25 protein-coding genes are annotated in these 24,100 nt (G+C 38.9%); 17 read left to right on the top strand and 8 right to left on the bottom strand.

Annotation, left to right across the window (positions count from 1 at the left end):
- Positions 1-30: 30 nt before the first annotated feature.
- From dapA to EHR07_RS07965, 4 genes are read left to right on the top strand one after another with little or no spacing between them, the layout of a single operon-like run.
- Entirely contained in the window at positions 31-915 is an 885-nt protein-coding gene (dapA, locus tag EHR07_RS07980) for a 4-hydroxy-tetrahydrodipicolinate synthase (protein ID WP_100728470.1), read from the top strand.
- Positions 908-1,711: a 4-hydroxy-tetrahydrodipicolinate reductase gene (dapB, locus tag EHR07_RS07975; protein WP_135744603.1), complete on the top strand. Its 804-nt coding sequence runs from the start codon at positions 908-910 to the stop codon at positions 1,709-1,711. Before dapA ends, dapB begins: the two co-directional genes overlap by 8 nt.
- 1 nt (position 1,712) lies before the next feature.
- Positions 1,713-2,543 carry a diadenylate cyclase CdaA gene (cdaA, locus tag EHR07_RS07970; protein WP_100728468.1) on the top strand — a complete coding sequence of 277 codons (831 nt, stop codon included), beginning with the start codon at positions 1,713-1,715 and terminating at the stop codon, positions 2,541-2,543.
- Positions 2,540-3,589 (top strand): CdaR family protein, encoded by a 1,050-nt coding sequence (locus EHR07_RS07965; RefSeq protein ID WP_135744602.1) that lies wholly within the window; start codon positions 2,540-2,542, stop codon positions 3,587-3,589. Before cdaA ends, EHR07_RS07965 begins: the two co-directional genes overlap by 4 nt.
- Positions 3,590-3,689: 100 nt before the next feature.
- Here the strand turns inward: EHR07_RS07965 and EHR07_RS07960 are convergent, their stop codons facing one another.
- Positions 3,690-4,586: an alpha/beta fold hydrolase gene (locus EHR07_RS07960; protein WP_135744601.1), complete on the bottom strand. Its 897-nt coding sequence runs from the start codon at positions 4,584-4,586 to the stop codon at positions 3,690-3,692.
- Between the two features lie 77 nt (positions 4,587-4,663).
- Here EHR07_RS07960 and EHR07_RS07955 point away from each other — a divergent pair, with 77 nt between their 5' ends.
- Positions 4,664-7,234, top strand: a complete 2,571-nt coding sequence (locus EHR07_RS07955; RefSeq protein ID WP_135744600.1) for an adenylate/guanylate cyclase domain-containing protein — start codon at positions 4,664-4,666, stop codon at positions 7,232-7,234.
- Here the strand turns inward: EHR07_RS07955 and fliF are convergent.
- The gene (gene fliF, locus EHR07_RS07950; protein WP_135744599.1) at positions 7,231-8,931 is read right to left on the bottom strand and encodes a flagellar basal-body MS-ring/collar protein FliF; all 1,701 of its coding nucleotides are present in this window, start codon (positions 8,929-8,931) and stop codon (positions 7,231-7,233) included. The genes EHR07_RS07955 and fliF overlap by 4 nt on opposite strands.
- A 145-nt stretch (positions 8,932-9,076) precedes the next feature.
- Between fliF and EHR07_RS07945 the strand changes: the two genes are divergently transcribed.
- A complete protein-coding gene (locus tag EHR07_RS07945; RefSeq protein ID WP_135746225.1) occupies positions 9,077-9,325 on the top strand; it encodes an AbrB/MazE/SpoVT family DNA-binding domain-containing protein in 249 nt (82 codons plus the stop codon).
- The gene (locus EHR07_RS07940) at positions 9,319-9,642 is read left to right on the top strand and encodes a type II toxin-antitoxin system PemK/MazF family toxin (RefSeq protein WP_135744598.1); all 324 of its coding nucleotides are present in this window, start codon (positions 9,319-9,321) and stop codon (positions 9,640-9,642) included. The genes EHR07_RS07945 and EHR07_RS07940 overlap by 7 nt, the downstream gene beginning before the upstream one ends.
- A gap of 37 nt (positions 9,643-9,679) precedes the next feature.
- On the opposite strand, the gene EHR07_RS07935 is transcribed toward EHR07_RS07940, so the two are convergent.
- Entirely contained in the window at positions 9,680-11,149 is a 1,470-nt protein-coding gene (locus EHR07_RS07935; protein WP_135744597.1) for an aspartate aminotransferase family protein, read from the bottom strand.
- Between the two features lie 165 nt (positions 11,150-11,314).
- Here EHR07_RS07935 and EHR07_RS07930 point away from each other — a divergent pair, with 165 nt between their 5' ends.
- The 5 genes from EHR07_RS07930 to mazF all read left to right on the top strand — a co-directional run bounded on the left by EHR07_RS07930 (position 11,315) and on the right by mazF (position 14,382).
- Entirely contained in the window at positions 11,315-11,968 is a 654-nt protein-coding gene (locus tag EHR07_RS07930) for a TetR/AcrR family transcriptional regulator (protein WP_135744596.1), read from the top strand.
- A gap of 720 nt (positions 11,969-12,688) precedes the next feature.
- Positions 12,689-13,162: a hypothetical protein gene (locus tag EHR07_RS07925; RefSeq protein ID WP_135744595.1), complete on the top strand. Its 474-nt coding sequence runs from the start codon at positions 12,689-12,691 to the stop codon at positions 13,160-13,162.
- Positions 13,163-13,229: 67 nt separating this feature from the next.
- A complete protein-coding gene (locus tag EHR07_RS07920) occupies positions 13,230-13,745 on the top strand; it encodes a hypothetical protein (RefSeq protein WP_135744594.1) in 516 nt (171 codons plus the stop codon).
- 62 nt (positions 13,746-13,807) lie between these two features.
- Complete coding sequence (locus tag EHR07_RS07915) at positions 13,808-14,044, top strand: AbrB/MazE/SpoVT family DNA-binding domain-containing protein (protein ID WP_135744593.1); 237 nt, start codon at positions 13,808-13,810, stop codon at positions 14,042-14,044.
- On the top strand, positions 14,038-14,382 hold the full coding sequence (gene mazF, locus EHR07_RS07910) for an endoribonuclease MazF (protein ID WP_135744592.1): 345 nt from the start codon (positions 14,038-14,040) through the stop codon (positions 14,380-14,382). The genes EHR07_RS07915 and mazF overlap by 7 nt, the downstream gene beginning before the upstream one ends.
- Positions 14,383-14,425: 43 nt before the next feature.
- Here mazF and EHR07_RS07905 read toward each other — a convergent pair whose 3' ends face one another.
- Positions 14,426-15,631, bottom strand: coding sequence for an MFS transporter (locus EHR07_RS07905; RefSeq protein WP_135744591.1), 1,206 nt, complete (start codon positions 15,629-15,631; stop codon positions 14,426-14,428).
- 241 nt (positions 15,632-15,872) lie between these two features.
- Here EHR07_RS07905 and EHR07_RS07895 point away from each other — a divergent pair, with 241 nt between their 5' ends.
- The 5 genes from EHR07_RS07895 to EHR07_RS19165 all read left to right on the top strand — a co-directional run bounded on the left by EHR07_RS07895 (position 15,873) and on the right by EHR07_RS19165 (position 21,436).
- Complete coding sequence (locus EHR07_RS07895) at positions 15,873-17,471, top strand: xylulokinase (RefSeq protein WP_135744589.1); 1,599 nt, start codon at positions 15,873-15,875, stop codon at positions 17,469-17,471.
- Positions 17,472-17,486: 15 nt separating this feature from the next.
- Positions 17,487-18,338 (top strand): aminoglycoside phosphotransferase family protein, encoded by an 852-nt coding sequence (locus tag EHR07_RS07890; RefSeq protein ID WP_135744588.1) that lies wholly within the window; start codon positions 17,487-17,489, stop codon positions 18,336-18,338.
- Complete coding sequence (locus EHR07_RS07885; RefSeq protein WP_135744587.1) at positions 18,335-19,939, top strand: glycerol-3-phosphate dehydrogenase/oxidase; 1,605 nt, start codon at positions 18,335-18,337, stop codon at positions 19,937-19,939. The genes EHR07_RS07890 and EHR07_RS07885 overlap by 4 nt, the downstream gene beginning before the upstream one ends.
- Positions 19,940-20,000: 61 nt before the next feature.
- Complete coding sequence (locus tag EHR07_RS07880) at positions 20,001-20,933, top strand: MBL fold metallo-hydrolase (protein WP_135744586.1); 933 nt, start codon at positions 20,001-20,003, stop codon at positions 20,931-20,933.
- 29 nt (positions 20,934-20,962) lie between these two features.
- Positions 20,963-21,436 (top strand): hypothetical protein, encoded by a 474-nt coding sequence (locus EHR07_RS19165; RefSeq protein ID WP_135744585.1) that lies wholly within the window; start codon positions 20,963-20,965, stop codon positions 21,434-21,436.
- A 71-nt stretch (positions 21,437-21,507) separates the two neighbouring features.
- Here the strand turns inward: EHR07_RS19165 and fliE are convergent, their stop codons facing one another.
- The 4 genes from fliE to EHR07_RS07855 all read right to left on the bottom strand — a co-directional run bounded on the left by fliE (position 21,508) and on the right by EHR07_RS07855 (position 24,029).
- Positions 21,508-21,891 (bottom strand): flagellar hook-basal body complex protein FliE, encoded by a 384-nt coding sequence (gene fliE / locus EHR07_RS07870; RefSeq protein WP_409035741.1) that lies wholly within the window; start codon positions 21,889-21,891, stop codon positions 21,508-21,510.
- 84 nt (positions 21,892-21,975) lie between these two features.
- Positions 21,976-22,437 carry a flagellar basal body rod protein FlgC gene (gene flgC / locus EHR07_RS07865; RefSeq protein WP_002975027.1) on the bottom strand — a complete coding sequence of 154 codons (462 nt, stop codon included), beginning with the start codon at positions 22,435-22,437 and terminating at the stop codon, positions 21,976-21,978.
- 10 nt (positions 22,438-22,447) lie between these two features.
- Positions 22,448-22,879 (bottom strand): flagellar basal body rod protein FlgB, encoded by a 432-nt coding sequence (gene flgB, locus EHR07_RS07860; protein ID WP_135744583.1) that lies wholly within the window; start codon positions 22,877-22,879, stop codon positions 22,448-22,450.
- A 292-nt stretch (positions 22,880-23,171) separates the two neighbouring features.
- Positions 23,172-24,029, bottom strand: coding sequence for an SDR family NAD(P)-dependent oxidoreductase (locus EHR07_RS07855; RefSeq protein ID WP_135744582.1), 858 nt, complete (start codon positions 24,027-24,029; stop codon positions 23,172-23,174).
- Positions 24,030-24,100 lie beyond the last annotated feature (71 nt).

The following is a 24,100-nucleotide window of genomic DNA, read 5'->3' as shown; positions in this document are numbered from 1 at the left end:
AAAATTCCGTCCCTCCTCGATGTTTAATTTATGTTTCAGGGCGTTTATACCGCGGTCATCACCCCCTTCCGCCAGGGGAAAATCGATTATGATAGTTATTTTAAAATCCTAGAAAACCAGATCCGCTCCGGCGTGGCGGGTGTGGTTCCTTGTGGGACAACAGGGGAATCTCCCACCCTTTCTTACGAAGAACACAAGGAGCTCATCCAAAAGACTGTCAAAGTTGTGGCTGGAAAAATCCAAGTCATTGCAGGCACTGGTTCTAACTCTACCAAAGAGGCCATTGAGCTCACTGAGTCGGCTTGTGCTGATGGAGTGGACGGAATTCTTACTGTCAATCCATACTACAACAAACCCACACAAGAGGGAATGTATCGTCATTTTACAGAGATAGCCAATGTATCTTCTAAACCGGTGATGTTGTATAACATTCCTGGAAGAACCAATGTCAATTTACTCCCGGAAACGGTAGCAAGGCTTGCAGCCCATCCAAAAATTGCAGCCATCAAAGAGGCAACAGGTGATTTAGGACAAATGGCAAAGGTGATTGCTGCCACACCACCTGACTTCGAATTGTTGTCAGGTGACGATAACCTAACCTTGCCGGTGTTATCGATCGGTGGAAAGGGAGTTGTTTCTGTTGTTTCTAATCTATTTCCTCGTGCATGTGTAGATATGGTTTCCTTATATTTACGTGGAGACTTAGAAGCTTCCAAAAAGATTTATTACAAACTTCTACCGGTATTCATCAATGCATTTATTGAAACCAATCCTATTCCTATCAAAGCAGCTATGAGTTGGTTTGGGTATTGTGAAAATGAACTTCGTCTTCCTATGACTTCTTTATCTGAAGGATCGGCGGCTGATGCCTTTAAAAAAATTGTATTCCAATTAAAAGAGGAAGGCATTGTCTAAAATCAAAGTAGGTGTCATCGGCGCTGGAGGAAGGATGGGAAAGGCCATCATCCAAGTCCTTTCTCTTTCCAAAAAATCAGAGTTAAGTGCTGCCGTTGTTAGAGAAGGTGCTGTGTATGCAGGTTTTGATTCGGGAATCCATTCAGGAATCAAAGAAACAGGAATTTTACTTTCTACAGACTTACAAAAAGCATGTGAGACATCGGATGTCCTGATCGATTTTAGTACTCATACAGGTTTCGAATCTATTTTGAATACGGCCTTAACTAGTAAAAAACCCCTAGTGATCGGAACCACTGGATTAACTGATGCAGATAAGGCACTCATTCAATCAGCATCAACTTCGATTCCTATTGTATTTTCACCTAACATGTCAGTAGGTGTGAATCTTTTGTTTAAATTAACGGAGATCGCAGCAAAAGTGTTAGATGAAGATTTTGATGTAGAAGTTCTCGATATTCACCATAGACATAAAAAGGATGCTCCTTCAGGAACTGCCATGTATTTAAAAGAGGTGCTTTTAAATGCTACAAAACGTTCGGAAGAAAATGTCATTTATGGTCGTCATGGAATGTATTCCGAAAGAGACCAAAAAGAAATTGCCATGCATACGATGCGAGCTGGTGAAGTGGTAGGGGAACATACTGTCTATTTTTTAAGTTCTGAAGAACGAATAGAAATTACTCATAAAGCCCAAGATCGTAAAACCTTTGCTACGGGTGCTGTAAAGGCCGCCGAATTTTTACACGGCAAATCCAAAGGTCTTTATAATATGTTTGATGTGTTAGGAATCTAAATTGGATTTTTTCCGAGGATTATACATCATTCCGTGGAGTAAAAATTATATCTCCATTTCGTTAGATGTATTAATCGTCGCATTTTTAATTTATAAAACCTACACAACACTCCGAAGAACTCGTGGAATCCAACTGTTACTCGGTGTAGGAATCATTTGGATTTCTGGAAGTCTTGCTGAATATTTAGGATTCGAACTTTTGGAATGGATTCTTACCAATATCAGACCAGCCCTTGTGTTTGCTATCATTGTACTCTTGCAACCAGAACTGCGAAGACTAACCGGTGATTTGGCAAGGATAAGACTCCTTCGATTGTTTTTTCTCAAACCAACCTTTGATTTAGATCCGATTGTGGAAGCAGTGAGGATCATGGCTCAGGAAAAAACAGGATCTATCATCGTTCTCGTCAAAGACATTAGTTTAAAAGATATATCTGAAAACGCAGTGCCTTTGGATGCACAAGTCACCTCTGAAGTTTTACAAACTATTTTCTTTAAGAATTCTCCCTTGCATGATGGTGCAGTTATCATTGAACAAAATAGAATTGTTTGTGCGGCCTCCTATTTGCCTATGAGTAGCTCTGTGGAAATTTCCACATTAGGAGCAAGGCATCGCTCCGCCTTGGGACTTTCAGAAGAAACCGATGCAATCATTATCGTTACCTCAGAAGAAACAGGTGATATTACTATCTGTTACGAAGGAGAAATGTTACATCCTGTTAAACCACTCGAACTCAAGGCTTTAGTCAGTAGTTTGATGACTGGAACTAGAAGGACAAAGGATGATTCTCTTCGTAAATCAAAAGAAAAAGATACTGGAGTGAGTATATGATCTCCAAAGTATATGGAAAATTGGTAAGAAACTGGAAGGCAAAACTTGTTTCGTTAATCATAGCCAGTATTTTTTATGTAAATCTTCAAAATTCAAAAGTATTAATTAAAACAATCAATGTCCCTGTCGACTATCCAAAGTTATCTGGCAATTTGAACTATTCCAAAAATCCTGAAAAAACCATTCCAGTACGTGTGGAAGGATTGAAAGATGTTGTAAATTATTATTCACAATTTATGAAAGCTGTCATTGATCCAGAGGATGTCCAACTCGGTGTTACAGAAGTTCCCATCAAAAAAATTGTTGGTGTTCCCAGCGGTGTAAAAGTCACCAAACTGAAAAAAACGGTACCTGTGGAAATTGAATCCCGTGGGTTAAAAGTGGTTCCATTGGAAGTGGTTTTCGAAGGAGCTCCACCGGCTAACTTTGAAAAGTTGACACAAATTGTGAGTCCTCAAAAAATTACACTCAGTGGAAAACCACAAGATTTAGAAAAAATCACTAAGGTTCTATTGCCAGAAATTTCTCTATTGGATAAAAAGGAACCATTTGCAAAAACAGTAAGGATCCCAGACCTTCCAAAAGGAATCACTGTCCTTGGATCACGTGATGTCACCGTGAATGTTAATATCATTCCGCTTTCTTATAAAACGGGAGAACAGACGGCAGCAGGAATTCCTATTGTTTGTTCTGGACAAGATGTTCGGTTGGATGCAGAACTTTCAGAAGAACAAGTTGCAATTCGTTATTTTTCTTTAAAACCTATTCGTTCCGCACAAATCCTAACTGGAATTACAGCACAGGTGCCTTGTAATTATATTTTTGATCCTATTAAAAATAAAATTATCCCCGAATTACAGCCGCAAGTTGCTAAAGTTCGAATCATTAAAAATAAAGATTTAAAAGGGATTGAAATTTTACAAATCAGTCCTGAAAAAATTGAAATTCGTTATAAAGTAAAAGAACAACAAAATCCAGATTCGGATCCCACCGATGATGGAACCGGGATGGAAGGTCCTGGTACAGTCCCTTCCGATAGGTCTTGATTTTTAATTTCTTTTGATAACAAATGAATTCGATGCTATATTGGCATGTTTCATTACATTCTCATTAAAACCAAATTCAAATATTAAAGGACTAAAATCCTTACTTTAAAAATTCATAAATTTCTTTAAAACAATCTTCAGAATTTTCCCATTGTGGGTAATGTCCAATGGATTCCCAGCGAATTAGCTTTTTGTTTTTAATAGGAAGTTTTTCTATTTCATCGGCTAGATGGCTTCCACTCACTGGGTCCTCTCCTCCATTGATAAAAAGTAATGGAACTTCTGTTTGGAGGAGGGCATTTTTCCAACGTTCCCCGTGAATCCTTCTTTCCTTAATATATTTTAGAAGTTTGTGTGGGATCAAAACGTTGTTTGGATACGTAATGAGTTTCCAAAGAACAGAAATTTCTTTGTCACTTGGTTTTGTATTTTTACCAAACACTTGGGCAAAAGCCACCCCAAATTTTTTTTCATTATAAAATCGCGATAGAAAAGCACCTAAGATCGGTGTGGCGAGAAGTTTTTGTTTGAAAGTTGGTCTATGCAGATGAGGGAAAAGTCCTCCATTTAAAAATACAGCTCCATCTATTTCATACTTACGATCACTTCTTTCCAAGTGCCTTGCCAAAATTTCTTGGCCAACGCTGACTGCATAATCATGAAAAACAAACTTTACCCTTTTTAATGCATTTTTTTCAATAAAGTTCTCTATAATATCCGTTTGTTCGATGAGTGTGTATTTATGTTTTTTGGGTTTAGAGGAATATCCGAAACCTAGAAAATCAATAGCGATCGTATTAAAATAACGTGAAAGTCCGTTAAAGATTTTGGAATAGTCCCAGGAAGAAGTCGGGAATCCATGAAGAAGAATTAAGTTTTGTCCTCTTCCTTCTTGGATAAAGAAAATTTGAAATTTTTTATATTCGAAAAATTTACCAGCAGCTAACCATTCAGTAGCGTTCTTTTTTGGAAAGTTTAGATCAACCATATCCGACATAGAACAACAAAAGAGGAAGTGAGTCAAATAGAAGAATTTGCTACTTTCTCTTTTCTCGAAAGCCGATCTTTAAAGGGATGGAATCATACCCACTTATTTATTTTATAAAACCAGAAGGAATTATTTCGGATTGGGAATATTTTTGGTATCAGATTCCTTATGGAGCTCCGGGGATTCTTACTTTTTTTGTAGGAGTTTTTTTAAGTTATTTTGCCTTTCAAAAGTTTCGTAAATCAGATGTTGATAATAAAATTTTCCATTTAAACTTAACCATTTCTTTTATTAGTTTTGGATCGGTGGGACTTGTTCTCACAACAAGGGCATGGATTCAAGATGTAAATACCTTGGTTTTTTGGAATGATTTGTTGTACTTTCTAGTCGCTCCTTTGGCCCCAACAGCTTTTTATTTGGCCTATCATATGACTGGAAAACAAAGCAAACTGTTGTTATATTATTCCTATCTTTGTTGGTTGGCTAGTTTCGTATTGTATTTTGGAGTTTTGATTGGGAAAGGATTTGAAACTACCGTTTTTGAATTCCCATTCGGTAAGTATCCGAGGGGAAGTTCATTTGTTAGGCCTTGGGGGATTTTAGCACCTCTTGGGTATTTTATATTAATTTTACCGTCTTTTATAAAACATTATCAATACATTCGTAAACATTATCACCTAACGCTTTTTCACGGAGTCAATTTACTTTTTTTACTCACAACTTTAAATGCTCCAAGTATCCTTGGGTTCAAAGTGTATCCAGGTGGATTTTTTTTATTCATCCCAATGTTACTTGTGGCGTATGGAGTCTTTCGTTCAGACTTTTTTGATGTAAATGAACTTTTGTTCCAAAAAAATGGAATGTTTTATTTCTTATTTGCACTTTTATCTTTTGTATTGATTTTTATTTCTTTTGGTGTTTCCTTCGGGCTTTCCCCAGATGCTTATGAATCTGCAAAATGGTATCCTTGGGGGATCCCACCCGTAGTATCCGTGTTTGGTGCTGTATTTCTTTCCATCATAGTTGCGGGTGCCAATCCTTCAGCAAGAATCAACCAACTATGTGCTTTTGCTCTCATTCTAACCGGATTTTATGTCATCCAATCCGTTCCTTTAAAGTTAAACATTTCTTATGTAGTACAACTTCGTATTTCGCAGATGACCTTTGTGGCCTTTGCTTTTGCGCCGAGTATTATGGTGCGTTTGGTATTTGAAGCCATCGGACAAAAGTCACCATTTTGGATCCAGGGTATCGACTTACTCTGTGTCACTGCAGCGATCCTTGCTCCTTCTCCTTACCTTTTTGTTGGTTATTTTGATTACCCTTGGTCAAGAGTGCATCATGGTGGCCCAGCGGAATTGCTTGTTGGTGCTAACGGTGCCATTGCGATTCTTTTAGTGCTTTTTACATTCATTCGCAACAAAGGTTATATTAACTTTGCATCCAAATGGATCATAGGTTCGTTTTTTTTGTCTGCTATTTTATTATTGGCCGCCCTTTTTCCTAGTCATGGTTTTCCTATTTATCCTTTGGCAGATTTCCAATTTATACCAGCGTTTTTACTTGGTTATGCGGTGTTACGACATGGCGCTTTGTCTTTGGAAGGTAGGACCATCCAACTCAGCCAAAGGCTTGCTAACTTAGGCCTCATTACTATGGGAATTGCTGCAATCCTATATTTCCCATTGATTCGCGAACAGTATGGAGTAGGGGAATCTGCCTTTCATTTAACTATGATTGTGCTTCCGCTTGTATTGTTTAACTACCTTGTTGTTTACATCATGTCTCGTCCTTTAGCAGAGGAGCTAGATATCAGTTACTTTTTGTTAGATTTAGAAAAACAAAAAGCTGATGAAGAAAGAGAAAAAGCCCTCATTGCTCAGGACAAAGCAGAAGAAGCAAGGGAAGAGTCTGAAAAGTTATTACTCAATATTTTGCCTTATAAAGTCGCACAGGAATTAAAACAAAAGGGAAGTGTCACACCCTCTCGGATTGAAAATGTTACGGTTTTATTCACAGACTTCAAAGGATTTACACGAGTAGCTGAAGGGATGGATGAACAAAGTTTAATTGAAGAATTAGATGCTTGTTTCACTCAGTTTGATGAAATCATTCTTCGTAACAATTTGGAAAAACTAAAAACCATCGGTGATAGTTATATGTGTGCCGGTGGAGTTCCGGTCGAAACTAGAACTAGCGCCATTGACGCTTGTTTGGCGGCCTTAGAGATCCAAAGTTTTATGAACCAACTAAAGGAAATTAAATCTACTTTAGGTTTGCCTTTTTGGGAATTAAGACTAGGTATTCATACAGGGCCTGTAGTGGCAGGCGTTGTGGGAAGGTTTAAGTTTGCTTATGATATTTGGGGAGATACAGTCAATACTGCCTCAAGGATGGAGTCTGGCGGGGAAACTGGAAAAATTAATGTTTCCAAAGAAACTTATGAATTAGTAAAATATTTTTTTGTTACGGAATACAGAGGGAAAATCCACGGAAAAAACAAAGGTGATTTGGATATGTATTTTGTCCACCGCCTAAGACCTCGTTATTCGCAAGATCCCGATGGAAAAGCACCTAACCAGTATTTCCGGGAAGTATATTCCCGGATCACTAATGGCGCCAATATTCGTTGGAAAAAAGAAACTGAAAGTTCCTAACTTTGTTCTTCCTCGGCAAGCCAAGTGCGTAGTAGCTGTGCCACATCTTCTGGTTTTTCTTTTGCCAGGTTGATTGCGTTTTCTAAAAGTTCGCGTCTGAGTTTTTCGTCGAGGGAGAGTTCGACTTCCGCTCCTCCTTCGTCCATCACTCGAAGTGCTGCTTCCCGCATCATTTGTTGTTGAGCAGCAAGTTCTTCTTCTCTGAGTCTTCTTCTTCTTGCGATTTCTTTTTTGATCGCACGGTAAACTAAGATAGCAAGTATTAAGAGAATTAAAATAACAAGCGAAGCAATCACCATATTTCGGATGGCACGTTGTCTTTGAAACTCTTCGTCTTCAGCTCGGAATTGTTCTGTTCTATCTTTTGGAATTGTAATGACACTGATTTGGTCACCACGGGATCTTGTGTATCCAATGGCTGCTTCTAAGTTTTTACGAATGAGTTTTAAATCACCTTCGGCAACAGGAATGTATTTTCTGTCATAACCCATTCCATCTTCGCGTTCTTTTCTTTCCCAAACACCATCCACAACGACAGATAAACCAATTTTTTCAATTTTCCAAGGTTGGCGTTTGATATCTTTCACACGTTTGTTGAATTCGTAGTTATTGATATTTTCATCTTTGGAATATTCTGCTTTTTGATAATCTGTATCTTTATAACCAGGAGGAAGGTTTGGTTCTGTACCAGCAGGACCATCGGGAGTGAACCCACGACCCTTAAACGATTCTTTTGTTTCTTTGGATGAAACTTTTAAGGAATATCCATCAACCAACTTTCTTTCGTTATATGGTGTATCAGGGTTATCTTCTTCAGCAACCACAGGTAAAACTTCATTTTCTGTTAAGGATTCTTGGTCCCAATTGAAAGAATATTCAAAACGTGTGATGTCCACACGGTCCTCTCCACCCAAATACCAGCGTAAGGTGTTACGAATGTCGATGAGTCGTTTGACTCGTTCTTCTTCTTCGATTCTAAGTTTTTCTTGGACGATACGAAGTTCTAATCTTTCTTTTTCTAAATCTTCTTCGAAGTCAGAAATGATTTTGCCATCGGGATCGGCCACACTTACGTTTTCTGGTTTTAACTTAGGAACGGCACGTGCGACTAAGTTCACAATCCCTTTGATTTCTTTTTTACTCATTCCTTCTACACCAGGTTTAAAGTGTAAAATGACACTGGCTTTCACAGGATAGGAATTGGATTCAAAAAGATCACCTTCCGGGATGGCGATGTTGACATCGGATCTTTCGATCGGTCTTAATGTATTGAGTGATTTTTCTATCGCACCTTTTAGAGCTCTGTACTTTTTAATGTCTTTGTCGAATTGGGTCTCTGTAAATTTTTCAATGTCAAAAAGTTCCCAACCTGTCACACCGGCAGGAATTAAATTTTCTTGTGCGAGTTTTGTGACGATCTCTTGTCTTTGTTCGGGATCAACAGTAATGAGGTTTGTATCACTCGATCCATAGGAATAACCAAGGGCATCTAGTTTTTTGGTTACCTCAGAAAAGTCTTTGGAATCCAAATCCTTAAAGAGAACCACACGGTTGCGTTGAGACGAGACATTGAATAAGATGATGACTGCCACCACCACAACGGCAAGCACACCACCCAAAATCATTTTTTTGGTTTTATCGAGTTTGTTTAACAACTCTTTGAGATTATCGATGATTTTTTGCAGTGGTTCAGGCATAGTTCGGGCCTCGTCGAGATTTGAGACATAATCTCTCGGCAAATTCGAAATGTACAAGTACTTTTCGGGGAAGGCATGAAATTAAGGGGAATTTTGGCTGAAATTGGCATTGACATCTTTTTCTTGTAATTACATTGTAATTACATTGAAAGCGGCAGTCATACAAATTGGAAATTCAAAAGGAATCCGAATTCCCAAAACAGTTTTAGCGGAATGTCAGATAGAAGGTGAAGTCGACCTACTGGTAGAGGACAATAAAATCATCATCACGCCGGTAAAAAGCAAACCGCGAATGGGTTGGGAAGACCAATTCAAAGCGATGGCAAAAGAAAAAGAGGATGAGTTACTCATTCCAGATTCTATTGATTTGAATTCACAGGATTGGGAATGGTAATCAATCAATACGAAATTTATTTGATAAATTTAGATCCAACCGTTGGGTTTGAAACTCAAAAATCTAGACCTTGTATTGTGATTTCGCCTAATGAAATAAATCAGTTCATTGGAACTGTGATGATTGCACCGATGACAACCGCTTCAAAAAACTATCCAACAAGAGTGGAACTAACCTTTCAGGGGAAAAAAGGCTCTATCGTTTTAGACCAAATCAGAACCGTTGATAAATCTAGACTAGTTCAAAAACTAGGCTCAGCGGATTCTAAAACCATTCAGAAAATTAAAAAAGTCATAAAAGAAATGTTAGTCGATTAGACTGAAACTTTCTTTTACGACTCTTAAACCAAATTCCTTAAGCCACACCTTCCACTTTTTGGAACACTCGATCAAATCGTTTGAGGGCATCGTCAATCACAGCATCTGTATCGGAAGCACTGGTATAAAGTCTACTTCCTGCAAGAGTCACAAGACCTTCGGACATATAAGCTGCTCCCATTTCTTCCATAGCATGTTTTCTTTTATGAGCTTCCGCAATGGTTTTTTTGATGGTCCAGAACTTCTTAATATTGATGTCGAGTAACATGGTACCAACAGTTTCTAAGTGGCAAATGGAACCTTGGTTGAAAGCAACAAAAGGAAGGTCATATTTTTTGATCAGTTTTTGTAATCCTTTTGTTAGGCGGTCTCCTGCTCTGCCTGATTTTTCAAGAGCCCCTGTTTTTTCCATTTCACAAAGTGTAAAATAACCTGCTGCGGAACTAAGTGGGTTTGCGGCCATCGTTCCACCGATTAATGCCTTTTTGGTGCCCGTCTGAAGACCTGCCGATACATACTTCATATATTCTTTTTTACCGCCAAGTCCACCGGCTGATGGATATCCACCTGCTACTACTTTTCCAAAGATAGTAAGATCAGGTGTCACACCGAAATACCCTTGGGCACCACTGAGTCCAATGCGGAAGGCCGTGACCACTTCATCAAAAATTAGAAGGGCTCCATACTTGTCACAAAGTTCACGGACACCTTTATTGAAGCCAAAGTCAAGAGGTCTTGTTCCACTTTCTGGCCCCACTGGTTCTATGAGAACGGCTGCTGTTCCACCACAAAAACGATTTCGTTTGAGAACTGACTCTAAAGCGTTCAAATCGTTCGGATAAAATTCTTGTGTGTATTTGAAAATGGATTTAGGAACTCCATTGGCTTCGAAATGTCTTGTTCCTGGGATACGAAGTCCATAAGCAAGTTGATCGCTCCAACCGTGATAAGCACCACCCATCTTCACGATGTTCTTTTTCTTAGTGGCAAGTCTTGCAACACGAATGGATGCCATACAAGCTTCTGTTCCCGAACCGAGCATTCGAAACATTTCGACGGAAGGAACTAACTCTACAATTTTTTCGGCTAACTTATATTCGTATTCATGAAAGAGGCCTGTGACAGGGCCTGTTGTATTGAGAAGTTCGATGACTTTTTTTCGGACAGAGGTTGGGTTACTACCAAGAACCGTCGGTCCACCTGCTTGTAAAAAATCGATGTATTTGTTTCCGTCTAGATCATAAAGATAAGCACCTGATGCTTCTGTGAATACAAGAGGGAAGGGATGATTGAAAGAAAGGTTGTGTTGTACACCGCCAGGAATGTATTCCGAAGCCTTAGTGATCATGGCTTTGGACTTACCGCATTTTTTATCAAAGTAATTATGGATGATGTCTTCCATTGCGTCTTTTCGAATGGAACGGATGGGAAGGGAAATGAGTTTCCTTAAGTCTTTGTAAACTTGGTCAACATCTGGGTATTCATTCATGGAAAAGCCTTGGGCCATAATATCTTTCCTCTTCCGGGTCTTTTTCCTTGACAATGAGTGAGTTATCACTCATTGTCAAGGAGGATTTCATAAAAATGAGCAAGAATGACGGATTCTTTGGAAAATAACATAAATTTTCTGGAGAAATCCAGCCTTTTTTCATTTATAGGACGGTAGATGGGTATGGCAGACACAAAGCATTTTAATGATAGTTTTGAACGGATTTCCGAAGAAAAAAGAAATCGGATTTTATCGACAGCCATTTCTGAATTTGCCAACCGTGGGTTTACAAGCGCCAATACGAATACTATCGCCCAAAAAGCTGGGATTAGTGTAGGTTCTCTCTATAAATACTTTGAAACCAAAGAGGATTTTTTTCTCACAGTGGTGGATCATGGGATCACCCAATTAGAAAAAACCTTAGAGTCCGTTCTCTCCATGGATTTGGATTTGTTTGGAAAAATTGAAAAGATCATTCGCATCATCCAAACCCACTCGCGGATCAACCAAGACATCATCCGCCTCTACAATGAAATGACAACGGAAAGTAATTATGAACTGATCACACGTCTTTCCGGTGAGTTGGAATCGTTATCTGCTAAATGTTATATCGAAATGATAAATCTAGCGAAAAAAGAAGGAACGATCCGTTCTGATGTGGATAGCAACCTTTCAGCCTTTTTACTTGATAATATTTTTATGACACTTCAGTTTTCTTATTCCACAGTGTATTATAAAGAACGTATGAAGATCTATTTGGGTGACGATATTTTTGATAAGGATGAAGATGTTGTGGCCGGGGTCATGCGAGTCATCCGCAGGGCACTGGGTGGGTAGAGGTAAAATTTAATTCGTTCGAAATTTTTTGGAATTGGAGAACTATTTAATCTCTGAAGCAAAAGCACAAAAAATTTGGTTTGATGAAGATATCAGTGTGGCAGGTCTCCTACTTGGAGCTGGCGACTTATCCTCTTCTAAGAAATAATTCAAAACGATCGATTCGTTCTAAGTTTTCATTCATTTAACCCGCATATCATTTTTTGCGTATCAAGTTCCATTTGACAAACATCAAGCCTTTGTCTTGGAATCCAACAGATGCACCTGAGATGGTTAGGGTTTCGATTTTCCGTTGACTCTAATTTATTTTGGATTTACAAATGGTGAAAGGGGCTGCAATCTATTCACCATTCCAATTAATCTGATTCCTTAACCCAGGTAAGATTTTAAAGTTCGGTTCGTCAGCAGTATGGGTGAAATTATTCTATGAAGAAAATTTTGATTCTTTGTTTTCTTGTCTTGTAAATTTGCAATTTAGATGCTAATGACCTTAAAGATATACAAGAGATTTCAAAATACATCAATGAAAAAGGTACAAAGTGTTCCTGTAGCATGCTTTATGCCAGTGCAAAAGATCAAAACGTCTATTCTGTCAATTATTATGCACAAGATGGTTTCTTTAAAAGACTGTTAAAAAGCCCTGATCGTGAAGAATCCATCCAAAAATGGGGCAATAAACGCAAGTGGCTTGTTACCGAAAACCAGGGTGTTGGTTAGTCCTTGTATCTGTTTCATGAGTTTAGAGAGGTAAATGAATTTTGGGAATACTCACCAAAGTTCAAAGTAAAGAACATCCAAAATGTGCATAATTTTGCTTTTAAAAATTACTGTGAGGTGGATGGGAATCTAAGTGAAGACTTTGCCCGGATTAAAAAACTAAAGATTACTTTTTTTGAGGCCAAATACAAACTTGTGAATCATATGATGAGTTATGCTCTAGCAACTCCATTCAAAAAGACAGAATCATTCGAAGTTACTTTCTCTAATGAAGCAAGTATTGTTTACCCAATGCCTGCATACAAACCAGTTGGTTCGAAGGAGAATTTCCTCGGGAATCTTTTTTTGATGCAGCTCACTGTGCTTGAAGTATATCCTGGGAAGGAAGGGCAACCCTTGTTTGCAGAGGATTTTTATCTAGGTGAAAAATGGCGCGGTGAATACACCGAGGTTTTGAAACAAATTGATAAGATTTAAACAGCACAACTTTGTTTTTTTTCTTATTGTATTTTTCATTTTCGGAGCTGAAACATTTGCCCATGAAATGATACCTGATTCGGACCTTCCAGGAGGTTGGGAGTCTCAGTTCAATGCTCCATTTGGTCAAATTGACGATATCACTCCTATCCCTGGACCGTTTCAACCCTACCAGATGGATGCTTATTACTTTATCATTCAAACTGCCACTTTTGCGGATTTAGTCGGCACTCATAGTGATAACAGACAAATCACTCGGTATGCATGTCTTGCTCTTGACACCAAGAAAGGTGAGGCTGTTTTGAAATTTTTATTCGACCGCACCTTCTATATGTTAGATGTAAAGAAAACCTCTTCCCAAGTCTTTGAACTCAGTTATAAAGGCGACAGAAGGAAGATAAAACTTTTTAAAATTAGTCCAGAACGAAAAGATCGTTCTGATTATCGCCTAAGATTTGCCGATGGATTTGCGGGAGGAGATAATTTTTATCCGAAAGGTGCTTATGCAGCTACCAGTGATACTTATCTTTTCCCAACGATGAGCGCTTGTATTAACAAAGCCGTCAAGATGTCCTTGAAGTGATCGGTCTATTCTAGTAGAAAAAACATTGACGTTTATTTTTATGTATATACAATGTATAATCTATGGAATCAACAGTCCAAAAATGGGGAAATAGTCTTGGGATTCGAATCCCAAAGTTATTTGCTAAACAATTAGACCTAAATGATGGAAGTCAGGTGGAAGTGATCCAAGAAGGAAATCGAATTATCATTTATCCTTATACTAAGGAAACTTTGGAGCAAAAATTAAAAAAAATCAATTCGAAGAACCTTCATAACGAGGTAGATAGCGGTAACTCTGTAGGAAGTGAATTTTGGTAAGTAAAAACAAATATGTTCCGAAAAGGGGAGAAATTGTTTGGCTCAATTTTAATCCTCAGGCTGGACATGAACAAATGGGGAGAAGGCCAGCACTTGTTCTTTCGCCAGCTGAATATAATATGAAAACGAGTTTAGCAATTTTTTGTCCAATCACAAGCAAAGAAAAAGGTTATCCTTTCGAAGTAAAAATCAATGGCAAAAAAATTAGTGGAGCAGTACTTTCCGATCAAATCAAGAGTTTAGACTGGACAATTCGCCAAGCTGAATTCATAGAAGAAATCGAAAAAACTGCTTTGAAAGAAGTTGTAGACAACATTAAACTTTTAATCATTCCCTAAATCTTTCCAACAAACACCAGTAAGATTTGTCTCAATTTTTTCCTTAACTTTCCATAAACGGTGATTCTTTTAACCAAAACACCATCACAAAATTAATCAGTGATAAAATGAGAAGGATATAGAGAAACGATATCATCCCTAAAAAGTTCAGGCCTAAGATAAATAGAATTCCTGACACTTGTCCCACAAGGAGTAACAAACCTTGGGAAGTGGATTCTGGTGCAGGGGATGTGATTTCTGCGCAGTATTGAAATCCGATGGGTGCCCCGATACCTAAGAGAAAAAATCCAATGATCACAGAACCTGTGAGTAGAAAAATAAAACCTTGGAATAAGGTAAATAAACTAAGGCCCAAGAGAAATCCTGCCATGGCAATGATAAGAAATAATTTTCTTTTTTGCCATTTGTCGGATAACGGAGGTATGATGATCCCACCAATGATTCCAGATATAAGCATCACTCCACCAACAAGACCTGATTCGTCGATATTCAGTCCTTTGATTTCACAGATTTGATCAATACAAGTGCTCACCGCATTGAAGACTCCAAGTCCAATAAGAAACAAAAATAGGATTTTTCTCATGTCTTTTTGTTTCCATAAAAAACGAAGTCCTTCCAAAAAGGGGAGTTCATGGTCTTCTCCGTGAGTGCTCGGCGAAGTTGGCGGTTTTTCTTTGATAAGTAAAAGAAAAAGAATGGCGGAAGTCACAGAAACAAATCCATAAATCATCATAACCTGTGGAATGGAATTTCCTGATTGGAGTAAGATGGGTGTGAGGATCATCACAAGTATGATTCCTAGAAATTGGGCGAGAGTTCCCAGAGCAACCGCTGTGGCTCGTTCTTGGATAGGAAACCACAATACACTAATCTTTGTAACAGCATTCAGTAAAAAAGGTTGTGCTACGGCCAAACCAATTTGGCAGATTAAAACGATTGAATAGTCGGCAGCATAAATTCCTTTGAGTAACCCACAAACTCCCGTTAGTATGGCACCAAACCCAACTCCTTTTTTGATTCCGTAAGTATCAATTACATACGATGCAGGGATCGCTATGAAGACAAAAACCCCGAGAAATACGAGCGAGAGTAAATCGATTTGTAAAGGGCTTACTTGATAAAACTCTTTGGCATCTCGTGCGATGGGAGCAAAGGTCAACCATTGTAAACAAATGGTGGCAGTGATGACGATATAGGCAAATAACACGACCCAGCGGTACGGATATATTTTTGGAGTGTTTTGGCTCATGAGGACTCCCTTTTTTGCAGTCGATGGAACTTACTTTCAAACATTTGTTCGGAATAAATTCTCCAGAAAAGAAATCCCGACGGAAAATGATTTGCCATCCGAGCCGATGATTCTGAATCTTTGTGAGTCATCACTCACTTTTTTCCAGTTTCAGGAGAAAAACGAAAATGCCGTCGGACTTGTCCAGATATCTGGGCGGTAACTGGCAGAGGGTATGAAGAGCCGAACCTAAGGAGTTATTATGGAATCTGGATATATACTGACTTATGATATTGGCACAACGGGGGTCAAAACCTGTATTTTCCGGATTTCAGAGGCTCTGGAGCTTGTTCAATCAGCCTCAAAGGAGTATTCGATCCAACTTCTAGACAATGGGGGAGCCGAACAAAATCCAGACGATTGGTGGTCCTCGATGAAGGATACCACGGCACAAATTTTGACCCAAACCAAAATCCAACCGGAGTCCATCCAAGGAATTTCCTTTTGTTCGCAAATGCAAGGTTTGGTGCTCACCGATGCAAAGTTTCAATCCGTACGCCCGGCGATGAGTTATATGGACCAAAGGGCCACAAAGGAAATGAAACGAGGCATTGTTCACGGTTTCAAAATTGAAGGGATCAACGCCGTTAAACTTTTGTTATCTCTTTGGATCACGGGGGCAGTTGCTGCCAGTGTCAAAGATCCGATTTGGAAATACAAATGGGTCGAAAAAAATGAACCAGAAGTATTTTCTAAAGTGAAGTGGTGGTTTGACGTAAAAGAATATTTAATCGCACGCTCTACAAACGAAGCTGTGATGACAAGAGACTCTGCCTTTGCTACTTTTTTATATAACTCAAGGGTAGGAAAAGGAAATTGGAGTCCACTTCTATGTAAGTTATTTGGTGTTCGTTTGGATCATTTACCAAAGATTGTGAATTCTTCTGAAAGGGTGGGTGGACTTACAAAAGAAGCGGCGGAGTACCTCGGTTTAATCGAAAACATATCCGTGTTTGGTGGTGGAGGAGATGCCTCACTCATTGGTGTGGGAGCCGGAGCCGTAAGTGAAGGTGATACTCATATCTATGCAGGAACTTCTGGTTGGATCGGGACTGTTACCAAAAAAAGAACTGTGGATATAGGAGCAAGGATTGCATCCATCGTTGGAGCACGAGAAGGATATTATAATTATTTTGGGGAACAAGAAACATCAGGGAAATGTTTGCAATGGGTGAGAGACCACTTGGCCTTAGATGAAATTGATTTATATTTAGAAAAAAAGAAAATTACCGATGGCCCTGATGCCGTATATGAAAGTTTGTTCGAGTTTATGTTTGATTCGATTAAAGATACAGAACCTGGCTCGCAGGGAGTGATTTTTACACCTTGGCTTCATGGCAACCGATGTCCTTTTGAAGACCCAAAAGCAAGAGGGATATTTTTTAACATTAGCTTACATACAGGAAAAAGAACTCTCATTCGAGCGGTAGTAGAAGGAATCCTTTTTCATAAACGTTGGATTTTAGAACTTTCTGATACAAAGATTCCTACATCAGATACCATCCGATTTGTGGGTGGTGTGGCAAGGTCTGCTTTTATCTGTCAGTTGTTAGCTGATATCACGGGAAAAACCATTGAAAGGGTAGTTCATCCGGAAAACGTTGGCGCGATGGGAGCTGCTGCCGTGGTTGCTTTTGGAATTGGAAAAATTAAAAGATTTGAAGAGATCAAATCAATGATTCCTATCCAAGACAGATGGACTCCTAATTTGAAACATAAAGAAATTTATGATAAAAACTTTAAGGTCTTTAAGAATCTTTATAAAGCCAATCAAAACAATTTTGCAATTTTAAATACATAAGTTCGGGAAAAGAAAATGGATCAACAAATCAAAGAATACAATATAACAAGTTTAGGGAAACCTTTTGCAATTGGAAGGTCGGCCGATCTATTTGTTTTGCCAGAGAATCGAATTCTGAAACTTTTTTTTCCTGAGGCAAAGGAATCAGAAATTGATTTAGAAGTAACAAACACCATCGAAGCCAATCAGAAAGGTGCTTCAATGATGCGTTGTTATGGAAAGGCCAAGGTTGGGAATCGGTTGGGAATTATTTTTGACAGGTTGGATGGGATTTCACTCACTAAACTTCCAGACAAAAATCCGTTGGAACTCTTTCGGATCGCCGGAAAACTTGCGAAGTTACACTACGGCATCCACCAGTTAAAATCAGATAAATTTCAAGACATAAAAGAAATCTTAAACCATTGTTTGGAATCTGCACCACTTTCATTTTTGAATGCGTCGGAAAAAGAAAAAGTCAAATCGTATATCGCAACTCTTCCCAATGGAAATTCCATTTTGCATTTGGATTTTCATCCTGAAAATGTAATTGTGGAAGGAAAAAACGAAATCATTATTGATTGGATGACTGCGGCCAAAGGAAGCCCCGCAGCCGATGTTGCCTTCACCTATCTTTTGTTTACTGATGCCGAACTTTGGCCAGGAACCCCAAAATTGAAAATTATCTTTTATACGATCATTCGAAAATTCATTCTTAGCGGATATTTGAAAGAATACAAAAGTCTGAGTGGAATCACAGATTCACAAATTGCTGCTTGGAGACTTCCTGCACTTGTCCTTCGTTTGGGTTTATGGAATATAGAAAGTGAGAGAGAGCGGCTAAAAGCACAAATCACCCATTTGGTGGAAAAAGGTGGGAAAGTATGAATTTAAAGTTAGATCGTTTTATTGAAACCTATAAAGGTGAAGAGTTTGATGTCACGATCATTGGTGGTGGAATCACCGGGGCAACTTTGGCTTACGAAGTGGCTAGTCGTGGTTATACGGTCGCTTTGGTGGAAAAAAAAGATTTTGGTGGGGCTACTTCTGCGGCCACAGGAAAATTAATTCATGGTGGGCTTCGTTATTTAAAACAGTTTGAAATCGGACTTGTGAGAGAGGCATTAAAAGAAAGAAGGATTCTTTCTAACATCGCACCTAATTTAGTATATCCCTATCCCATGGTACTTCCAAAACCCGGACTCATTGCAAGGATTGGGCTTTTTGTTTATGATCTGCTCTCTTTTGACAGTAAGTGGACTTGGGATGAATCCAAACAAATTCCCAATCATAAGTATCTCAAAAGAAAAGAACTCCTCCAAAAGAACTTGGGTGATTTTGAAGATGCCGCTTATTTTTATGATGCGATTTGTTTGAGTCCAGAAAGGTTAACTCTTGGTTTTTTAAAATCGGCTGTTTCTTATGGTGCCAAAATTGCCAACTACACAGTGGTTGAAAATTTAATTTGGAAAGAGAATTCCGTTGTTGGAGTTTTAGTCCATGATGTTTTGACGAATCAAAAACACCAAATTCGTTCTAAGGTAACGATCAATGCGTCTGGGCCTTGGACACATAACATTCTATCTAAATCTCCTAAAACAGAACAACCTATGCCGAAAAAACGTTCGGAAGGGATCTATATCATTACCAAAAAATTAACAAACTTAATGACTTTGTATGTGGGTGATAAAGGCCATTTCAGCTTTGCTCCTTGGCGTGGACACTCTATGATTGGGCCCACGGAAAAATCCTATTTTGGAAATGTGGAAGATTGGAAACTCACTAAAGAAAGTATCACTGAGTTTATCGATTATATCAATGAAACATCTCATATCAAAGAGAAGTTAACGGTAGATGATGTTATTTTTGCTTACGGGGGTTTACGTCCTTTGGTGGAAAGTTCCGATGATACTTATTCTGCATCCAGAAGGTCAGAACTTTACGATCATGTTCGTGATGGTGTCCAAGGATTGATTACCGCTGCCGGAGGCAAGTATACGACAAGTAGGCATTTTGCAGAGACCATATTCAAACGAATCCAAAAGAAATTAGATAAAAAATCGGGTGAAGCTATTTCCGCAAAACAATACTTATACGCATCGCAGATTCCGAATGTGGAGATATTCATCCAAGGAGCAAAGAAACAAAACTCTGATTTTTCCGAAAATACTGTTGATTATTTAATTCGTCACTACGGTTTACAATATGAAATCATTTTGGAACTGGCTAGAAAAACAAAAAATCTGGCAGCAGTTCTCAATGCCGATGGTGAAATTTTAGCAGAAGTAGTGTACGTGATTCGTTATGAAATGGCAAAATCCCTTTCTGATATTTTTTTAAGAAGAACAGGTCTTGGTACACTTGGAATTCTTTCTGATGAAATTATGAAGGTAATCATTGATACGGCGGCTGCGGAATGGAACTGGTCAGAAGAAATAAAAAAGAAAGAAACAGAGATCATTTACAAAACTTTAAAATTACCAGTTTGATCCTTTTTCCTTCTTAATTTTTCAGCTGACAAAGATCACTTTACCCTTTTACAATTCTGTTATGGGCAAAGTGATCACCATTGATACTGAGTATGCAAACATGCCACAAGTGGCATCGGCTTATCTTTTAGAAGAAGAAGGGCATGGAGTGGTAGTGGAAACCAATACAACCCATGCCATCCCCAAAATTTTAAAGGTGATGGAGTCTGAGGGAATCAAAAGAGAGAACCTCGACTATGTCATTGTGACTCATGTGCACTTAGACCATGCGGGTGGTGCCTGGGCACTTCTGGAAGCTTGTCCAAATGCGATTCTTCTCGCACATCCCAAAACCGCCAAACACTTGATAGATCCTAGTTTACTCATTAAAAGTGCCACATCCGTGTATGGAAAAGAAAACTTTGATTCTTTGTATGGTGAAATCAAACCAGTTCCAAAAGATAGAGTTCGTGTGATGGAAGATGGAGAATGGTTTTCTTGGAAAGACCATTCTTTTCAGTTTATCTACACAAAGGGACATGCCAACCATCACTTCTGCGTTTATGACAAAAAAACGAATGGAATTTATACGGGGGATTCCTTTGGAATTTCCTATCCACATTTAGAGAATAGAAAACGATTTATTTTCCCGACAACCACTCCCACTGACTTTGATTTTGCGGAAGCGGTTCAATCACTGGGTCGAATTTTAGAAACTGGGGCAGAGGTAGCTTACCTCACACATTTTGGTGCGATCGGTGAGTTACAAAAAAATGCCGAGGATTTGAAATTAGGCCTTACTCTATGTAATGAAGCGATTTTGATCTTAGAGACGATCCAAAAGGAAGATCGTCTCTCTTTTATGGAATCCAAAGTAAAAGCCATGATTCAAACTTTGGCAGACAAACATTCTATTACACTTACCGAATCGGATTGGAAATTATTAAATCTAGATGTGAATTTGAATGCACAAGGGTTAGTTTATGCTTTTGAAAAAAAACAGCCAAAAGTATAAATGGCCAAGATAAATTGAAATAGAATCAAATGAATGAGAATCACTATAAACCTAGGAATCGATGGAGAAACTTTTATTTCTCACGATTCGTTTTATCAATCTTAGTATTCCTCCAAATTTTTTTAGGAGTCCAATGTTTACTGCCTACAAAATCCCAAACTTCAAAAGAACCCCAAATCCAAATTCATTTTATATCGGATGAGTATGAGGAAACTAAGTCGCTTCCTTCTTCTTTATTGGAATCAAAAGATTTACTTCTCATCTTGGCAGAAATATCCAAAAAAGAAGATCCTTCCATGCGTTTTATTTCTACCAACCGAACCGAAGAGATTATGGAAGTGAATGGAAAACGGAACAGTTGGACAGAAGGTTGGGTGGTTTATGTAAATGAAGAAAGAATTGATGGAATCCAAATGAAACGTGGGGTTCGAGTTTCTCCCAGTGACCAAATTGAAATTCGTTATGAGGCCGTAGAGCGCGTGTTTGGTCGCCCTACGCCATAATCCATTGAATGAACCTGTCTGTTGCAAAGAGAACGGACCTGTTTGGTTATACAGGTTTAGTGATTTAAGTTTTATCTAAGAGTTGTGAGTTCTCTATAAGCTCTAACAAATCCATCAGACATTGTTTTTGCAAATGTCAAAGAGATCCTTGCTTTTTCTGCCGCAATCATCACATCATGAAGTTCCACAGAGTTTGGATCAAAAACAATTTTTTGAGTGAGTTCATCCGCTTCGACTTGTTGGTCATTCACTTGTTCGAATGCTTTTTTTAAGGCATCTCCAAAAGTTCCAGCCACTTCATCAGGAGATTTGGCTTCATTGGTTTTACCATAGTGACGTTCGTTGGAACGAAGGATTCCTACCTTGTCACCTTGTGGGAGTAGGGAATGTGGTTTGTATGTTTGGGAACTGATGTTTGCAATGCGATCAATGGACATGGTCTTTCCTCCTTCTATTCATCGGCGAAATTCAGAAAACCTAAAGAAAAAAATTATGTCACATTAAAAAAAGGGAAAAACGGACGGATGGGGTCAGGGCCTTTACGCCCGACCGATCTCCATGGCCTTATTCATCATGGCTTTGGAGCCGTTGATGAGTTGGACATTGGCCTCATAGGACCGAGAAGCAGAAATCATATCAGTCATCTCAGTGACGATATTGATGTTCGGAAGTTCCACGTAACCTTTTTTTGGGCCAGTTTGGATGGCGTCGGGGTGGGTTGGGTCATAAGTGAGTCGTAAAGGGCTCATGTCCTTTTCGATTTTCATTACCTTGACCCCTTTGCCTTCACCAGGAGCCACTCCAAAAGGATACACAGGGCTTTTCCAATTGGTTCTGAGGTTAATTGGTGTTAGGATCACGCGGTCACGTCTAAAAGGCCCGTCTCCATTGGTATTTCTCGTTGTGGTCGAGTTTGCAATGTTATTGGAAATGACATCCATTCGGAGTCTTTGGGCAGAAAGGCCAGTGGCAGATATATTAATCGAATCAAACATTCCCATCATTTACTCCTTAGTTGGTTCTCATCACTATATTGAGAAGGCGGTTGTTTTGGTTTAAGCGATCAATCATAAGGCTATAACTCATTTGGTTTTGGTTGGCATCTACGACTTCTTTTTCAATGTCTACGTTGTTTCCATCGGGTCGCATCGTAGTTAAATAGTCCAAATTGGTTTTGGGTTTCGCATCACGGTAATCAAGAGGTTTAAAAAATTCAATATGACGGTCGTTTGTGATTTTAGTAGGAACTGCTTTGTCTTTTTCAATTTTTTCTGATTCGATGGCGCGTTTGAGCATCGATTCAAAAACCACTTCCGAACGTTTGAAGTTGGGAACATCGGCATTGGCGATATTGTCTGTGATGACTTTTCGTCTTTGGGTAGCAGCACTAAGACCACGTTCCAAAAGGTCTTGAGTTTTCATGAAATGTGTTGCTTCAAACATATATCTCTTCCTCTCTACATTCCCATTCGGTCGGTTTTTCTTCCTCCTAAAGTATTTTATGTCGCCTACATTGATTTTTTTGGGGCGGCCCCAATCAATTCTAAAACCAAACTGAGAAGCAGGAAGGGTCGGGCTCTCCCTCCAATCCTCCCCTAGGGTTTTATTCTACGAATATAACCGTAATGATGGAAGGGGGAGGGATTTCCGCTCGATCCCTGCCGCAGGTGATGGAACTAAAATCCCAATGTTTGGAGGGACCGGGTCAGTCGCTTAGTTTTTTGAATCAATTTCTCTAGTTTAATTTCTTAGTTCTATTTTCTAACTCGAGAAGCATGGATTGGATGCGGGAATGGTTTGAGAGATACCAATCCGATAAAATTCCAACCATTCCTCGGAAGAGTTGGATGGGGATCCAACGAGCCGGAACGATGATTCTTGGTTTCCGCTGTTTCAAACCATTTACCAATGCTTTTGCCACTTTTTCCGGTGGAATTGCTTTTCTTAAAACCATAGGAAATCCCAGTTCTCGCATGTTTGTGGTTAGACGATCACCTCCGAATACTCCTTCTGTCAGGGGAGTGGCAACCCAACCAGGATAAAGGACACTCACGTTTGTACCTTTACCGGCAAGCTCTGCCCTAAGCGACCGAGACAACATTTCAATCCCTGCTTTGGAAGTAGCATAAGGTGCATTACACATTCCATTGGTGAAAGCGTAAATGGAAGAAGTAACAACCACTTGGCCTTGATTTTTTACCAATTCTGACAAAGTCGACTTGATTGTGCGCCAAACACCGAGTAAATCTACTTCTATAATCTTTTCAAATTCTGATTCATCACAATTAAAAACCGTATAAGCCGATTCTTTCCAGGAAATTCCAGCATTGGCAAATACGATATCTAGTTTTCCAAACTTGGAAATCGTAAGTCTTGTCACTTGTTTGATGGATTCCCAATCGGTGACATCCATTGTTTTTGTCAAAATTCGTTCTTTTGCAAACTCAGCCGCCAATGTATCAAGTGATTTTTGAGATATATCTGTTAATACTAGTTTGGCGCCTTCTTTGTAAAGTTCTCTAGCACAAGAAACACCAATGCCTCCAGAAGCACCAGTGATGAGAACTACTTTGTCTTTGAGATGATATGCCATATGACACCTTCCGTCCTGTTAGGGTAATGGTTTAGATCAATAGTCAACTTCTTATTCAAAAAGAACCAAAA

The sequence above is a fragment of the Leptospira bandrabouensis genome, from assembly GCF_004770905.1.
Lineage (GTDB): Bacteria > Spirochaetota > Leptospiria > Leptospirales > Leptospiraceae > Leptospira_A > Leptospira_A bandrabouensis.
This window is presented reverse-complemented; position numbering and strand designations above follow the sequence as displayed.

Excerpts from the sequence above, each read along its gene's own strand:
- EHR07_RS07940 (WP_135744598.1), top strand. The coding sequence starts at position 9,319 with ATGGTAATCAATCAATACGAAATTTATTTGATAAATTTAGATCCAACC.
- EHR07_RS07935 (WP_135744597.1), bottom strand. The coding sequence starts at position 11,149 with ATGGCCCAAGGCTTTTCCATGAATGAATACCCAGATGTTGACCAAGTT.
- fliF (WP_135744599.1), bottom strand. The coding sequence starts at position 8,931 with ATGCCTGAACCACTGCAAAAAATCATCGATAATCTCAAAGAGTTGTTA.
- EHR07_RS07955 (WP_135744600.1), top strand. The coding sequence starts at position 4,664 with ATGGAATCATACCCACTTATTTATTTTATAAAACCAGAAGGAATTATT.
- EHR07_RS07885 (WP_135744587.1), top strand. The coding sequence starts at position 18,335 with ATGAATTTAAAGTTAGATCGTTTTATTGAAACCTATAAAGGTGAAGAG.
- flgB (WP_135744583.1), bottom strand. The coding sequence starts at position 22,879 with ATGTTTGAAGCAACACATTTCATGAAAACTCAAGACCTTTTGGAACGT.
- EHR07_RS07905 (WP_135744591.1), bottom strand. The coding sequence starts at position 15,631 with ATGAGCCAAAACACTCCAAAAATATATCCGTACCGCTGGGTCGTGTTA.
- EHR07_RS07930 (WP_135744596.1), top strand. The coding sequence starts at position 11,315 with ATGGCAGACACAAAGCATTTTAATGATAGTTTTGAACGGATTTCCGAA.
- EHR07_RS07960 (WP_135744601.1), bottom strand. The coding sequence starts at position 4,586 with ATGTCGGATATGGTTGATCTAAACTTTCCAAAAAAGAACGCTACTGAA.
- EHR07_RS19165 (WP_135744585.1), top strand. The coding sequence starts at position 20,963 with ATGAATGAGAATCACTATAAACCTAGGAATCGATGGAGAAACTTTTAT.
- EHR07_RS07920 (WP_135744594.1), top strand. The coding sequence starts at position 13,230 with ATGATACCTGATTCGGACCTTCCAGGAGGTTGGGAGTCTCAGTTCAAT.
- EHR07_RS07965 (WP_135744602.1), top strand. The coding sequence starts at position 2,540 with ATGATCTCCAAAGTATATGGAAAATTGGTAAGAAACTGGAAGGCAAAA.
- EHR07_RS07895 (WP_135744589.1), top strand. The coding sequence starts at position 15,873 with ATGGAATCTGGATATATACTGACTTATGATATTGGCACAACGGGGGTC.
- EHR07_RS07880 (WP_135744586.1), top strand. The coding sequence starts at position 20,001 with ATGGGCAAAGTGATCACCATTGATACTGAGTATGCAAACATGCCACAA.
- dapA (WP_100728470.1), top strand. The coding sequence starts at position 31 with ATGTTTCAGGGCGTTTATACCGCGGTCATCACCCCCTTCCGCCAGGGG.
- EHR07_RS07855 (WP_135744582.1), bottom strand. The coding sequence starts at position 24,029 with ATGGCATATCATCTCAAAGACAAAGTAGTTCTCATCACTGGTGCTTCT.
- flgC (WP_002975027.1), bottom strand. The coding sequence starts at position 22,437 with ATGGGAATGTTTGATTCGATTAATATATCTGCCACTGGCCTTTCTGCC.
- EHR07_RS07890 (WP_135744588.1), top strand. The coding sequence starts at position 17,487 with ATGGATCAACAAATCAAAGAATACAATATAACAAGTTTAGGGAAACCT.
- EHR07_RS07915 (WP_135744593.1), top strand. The coding sequence starts at position 13,808 with ATGGAATCAACAGTCCAAAAATGGGGAAATAGTCTTGGGATTCGAATC.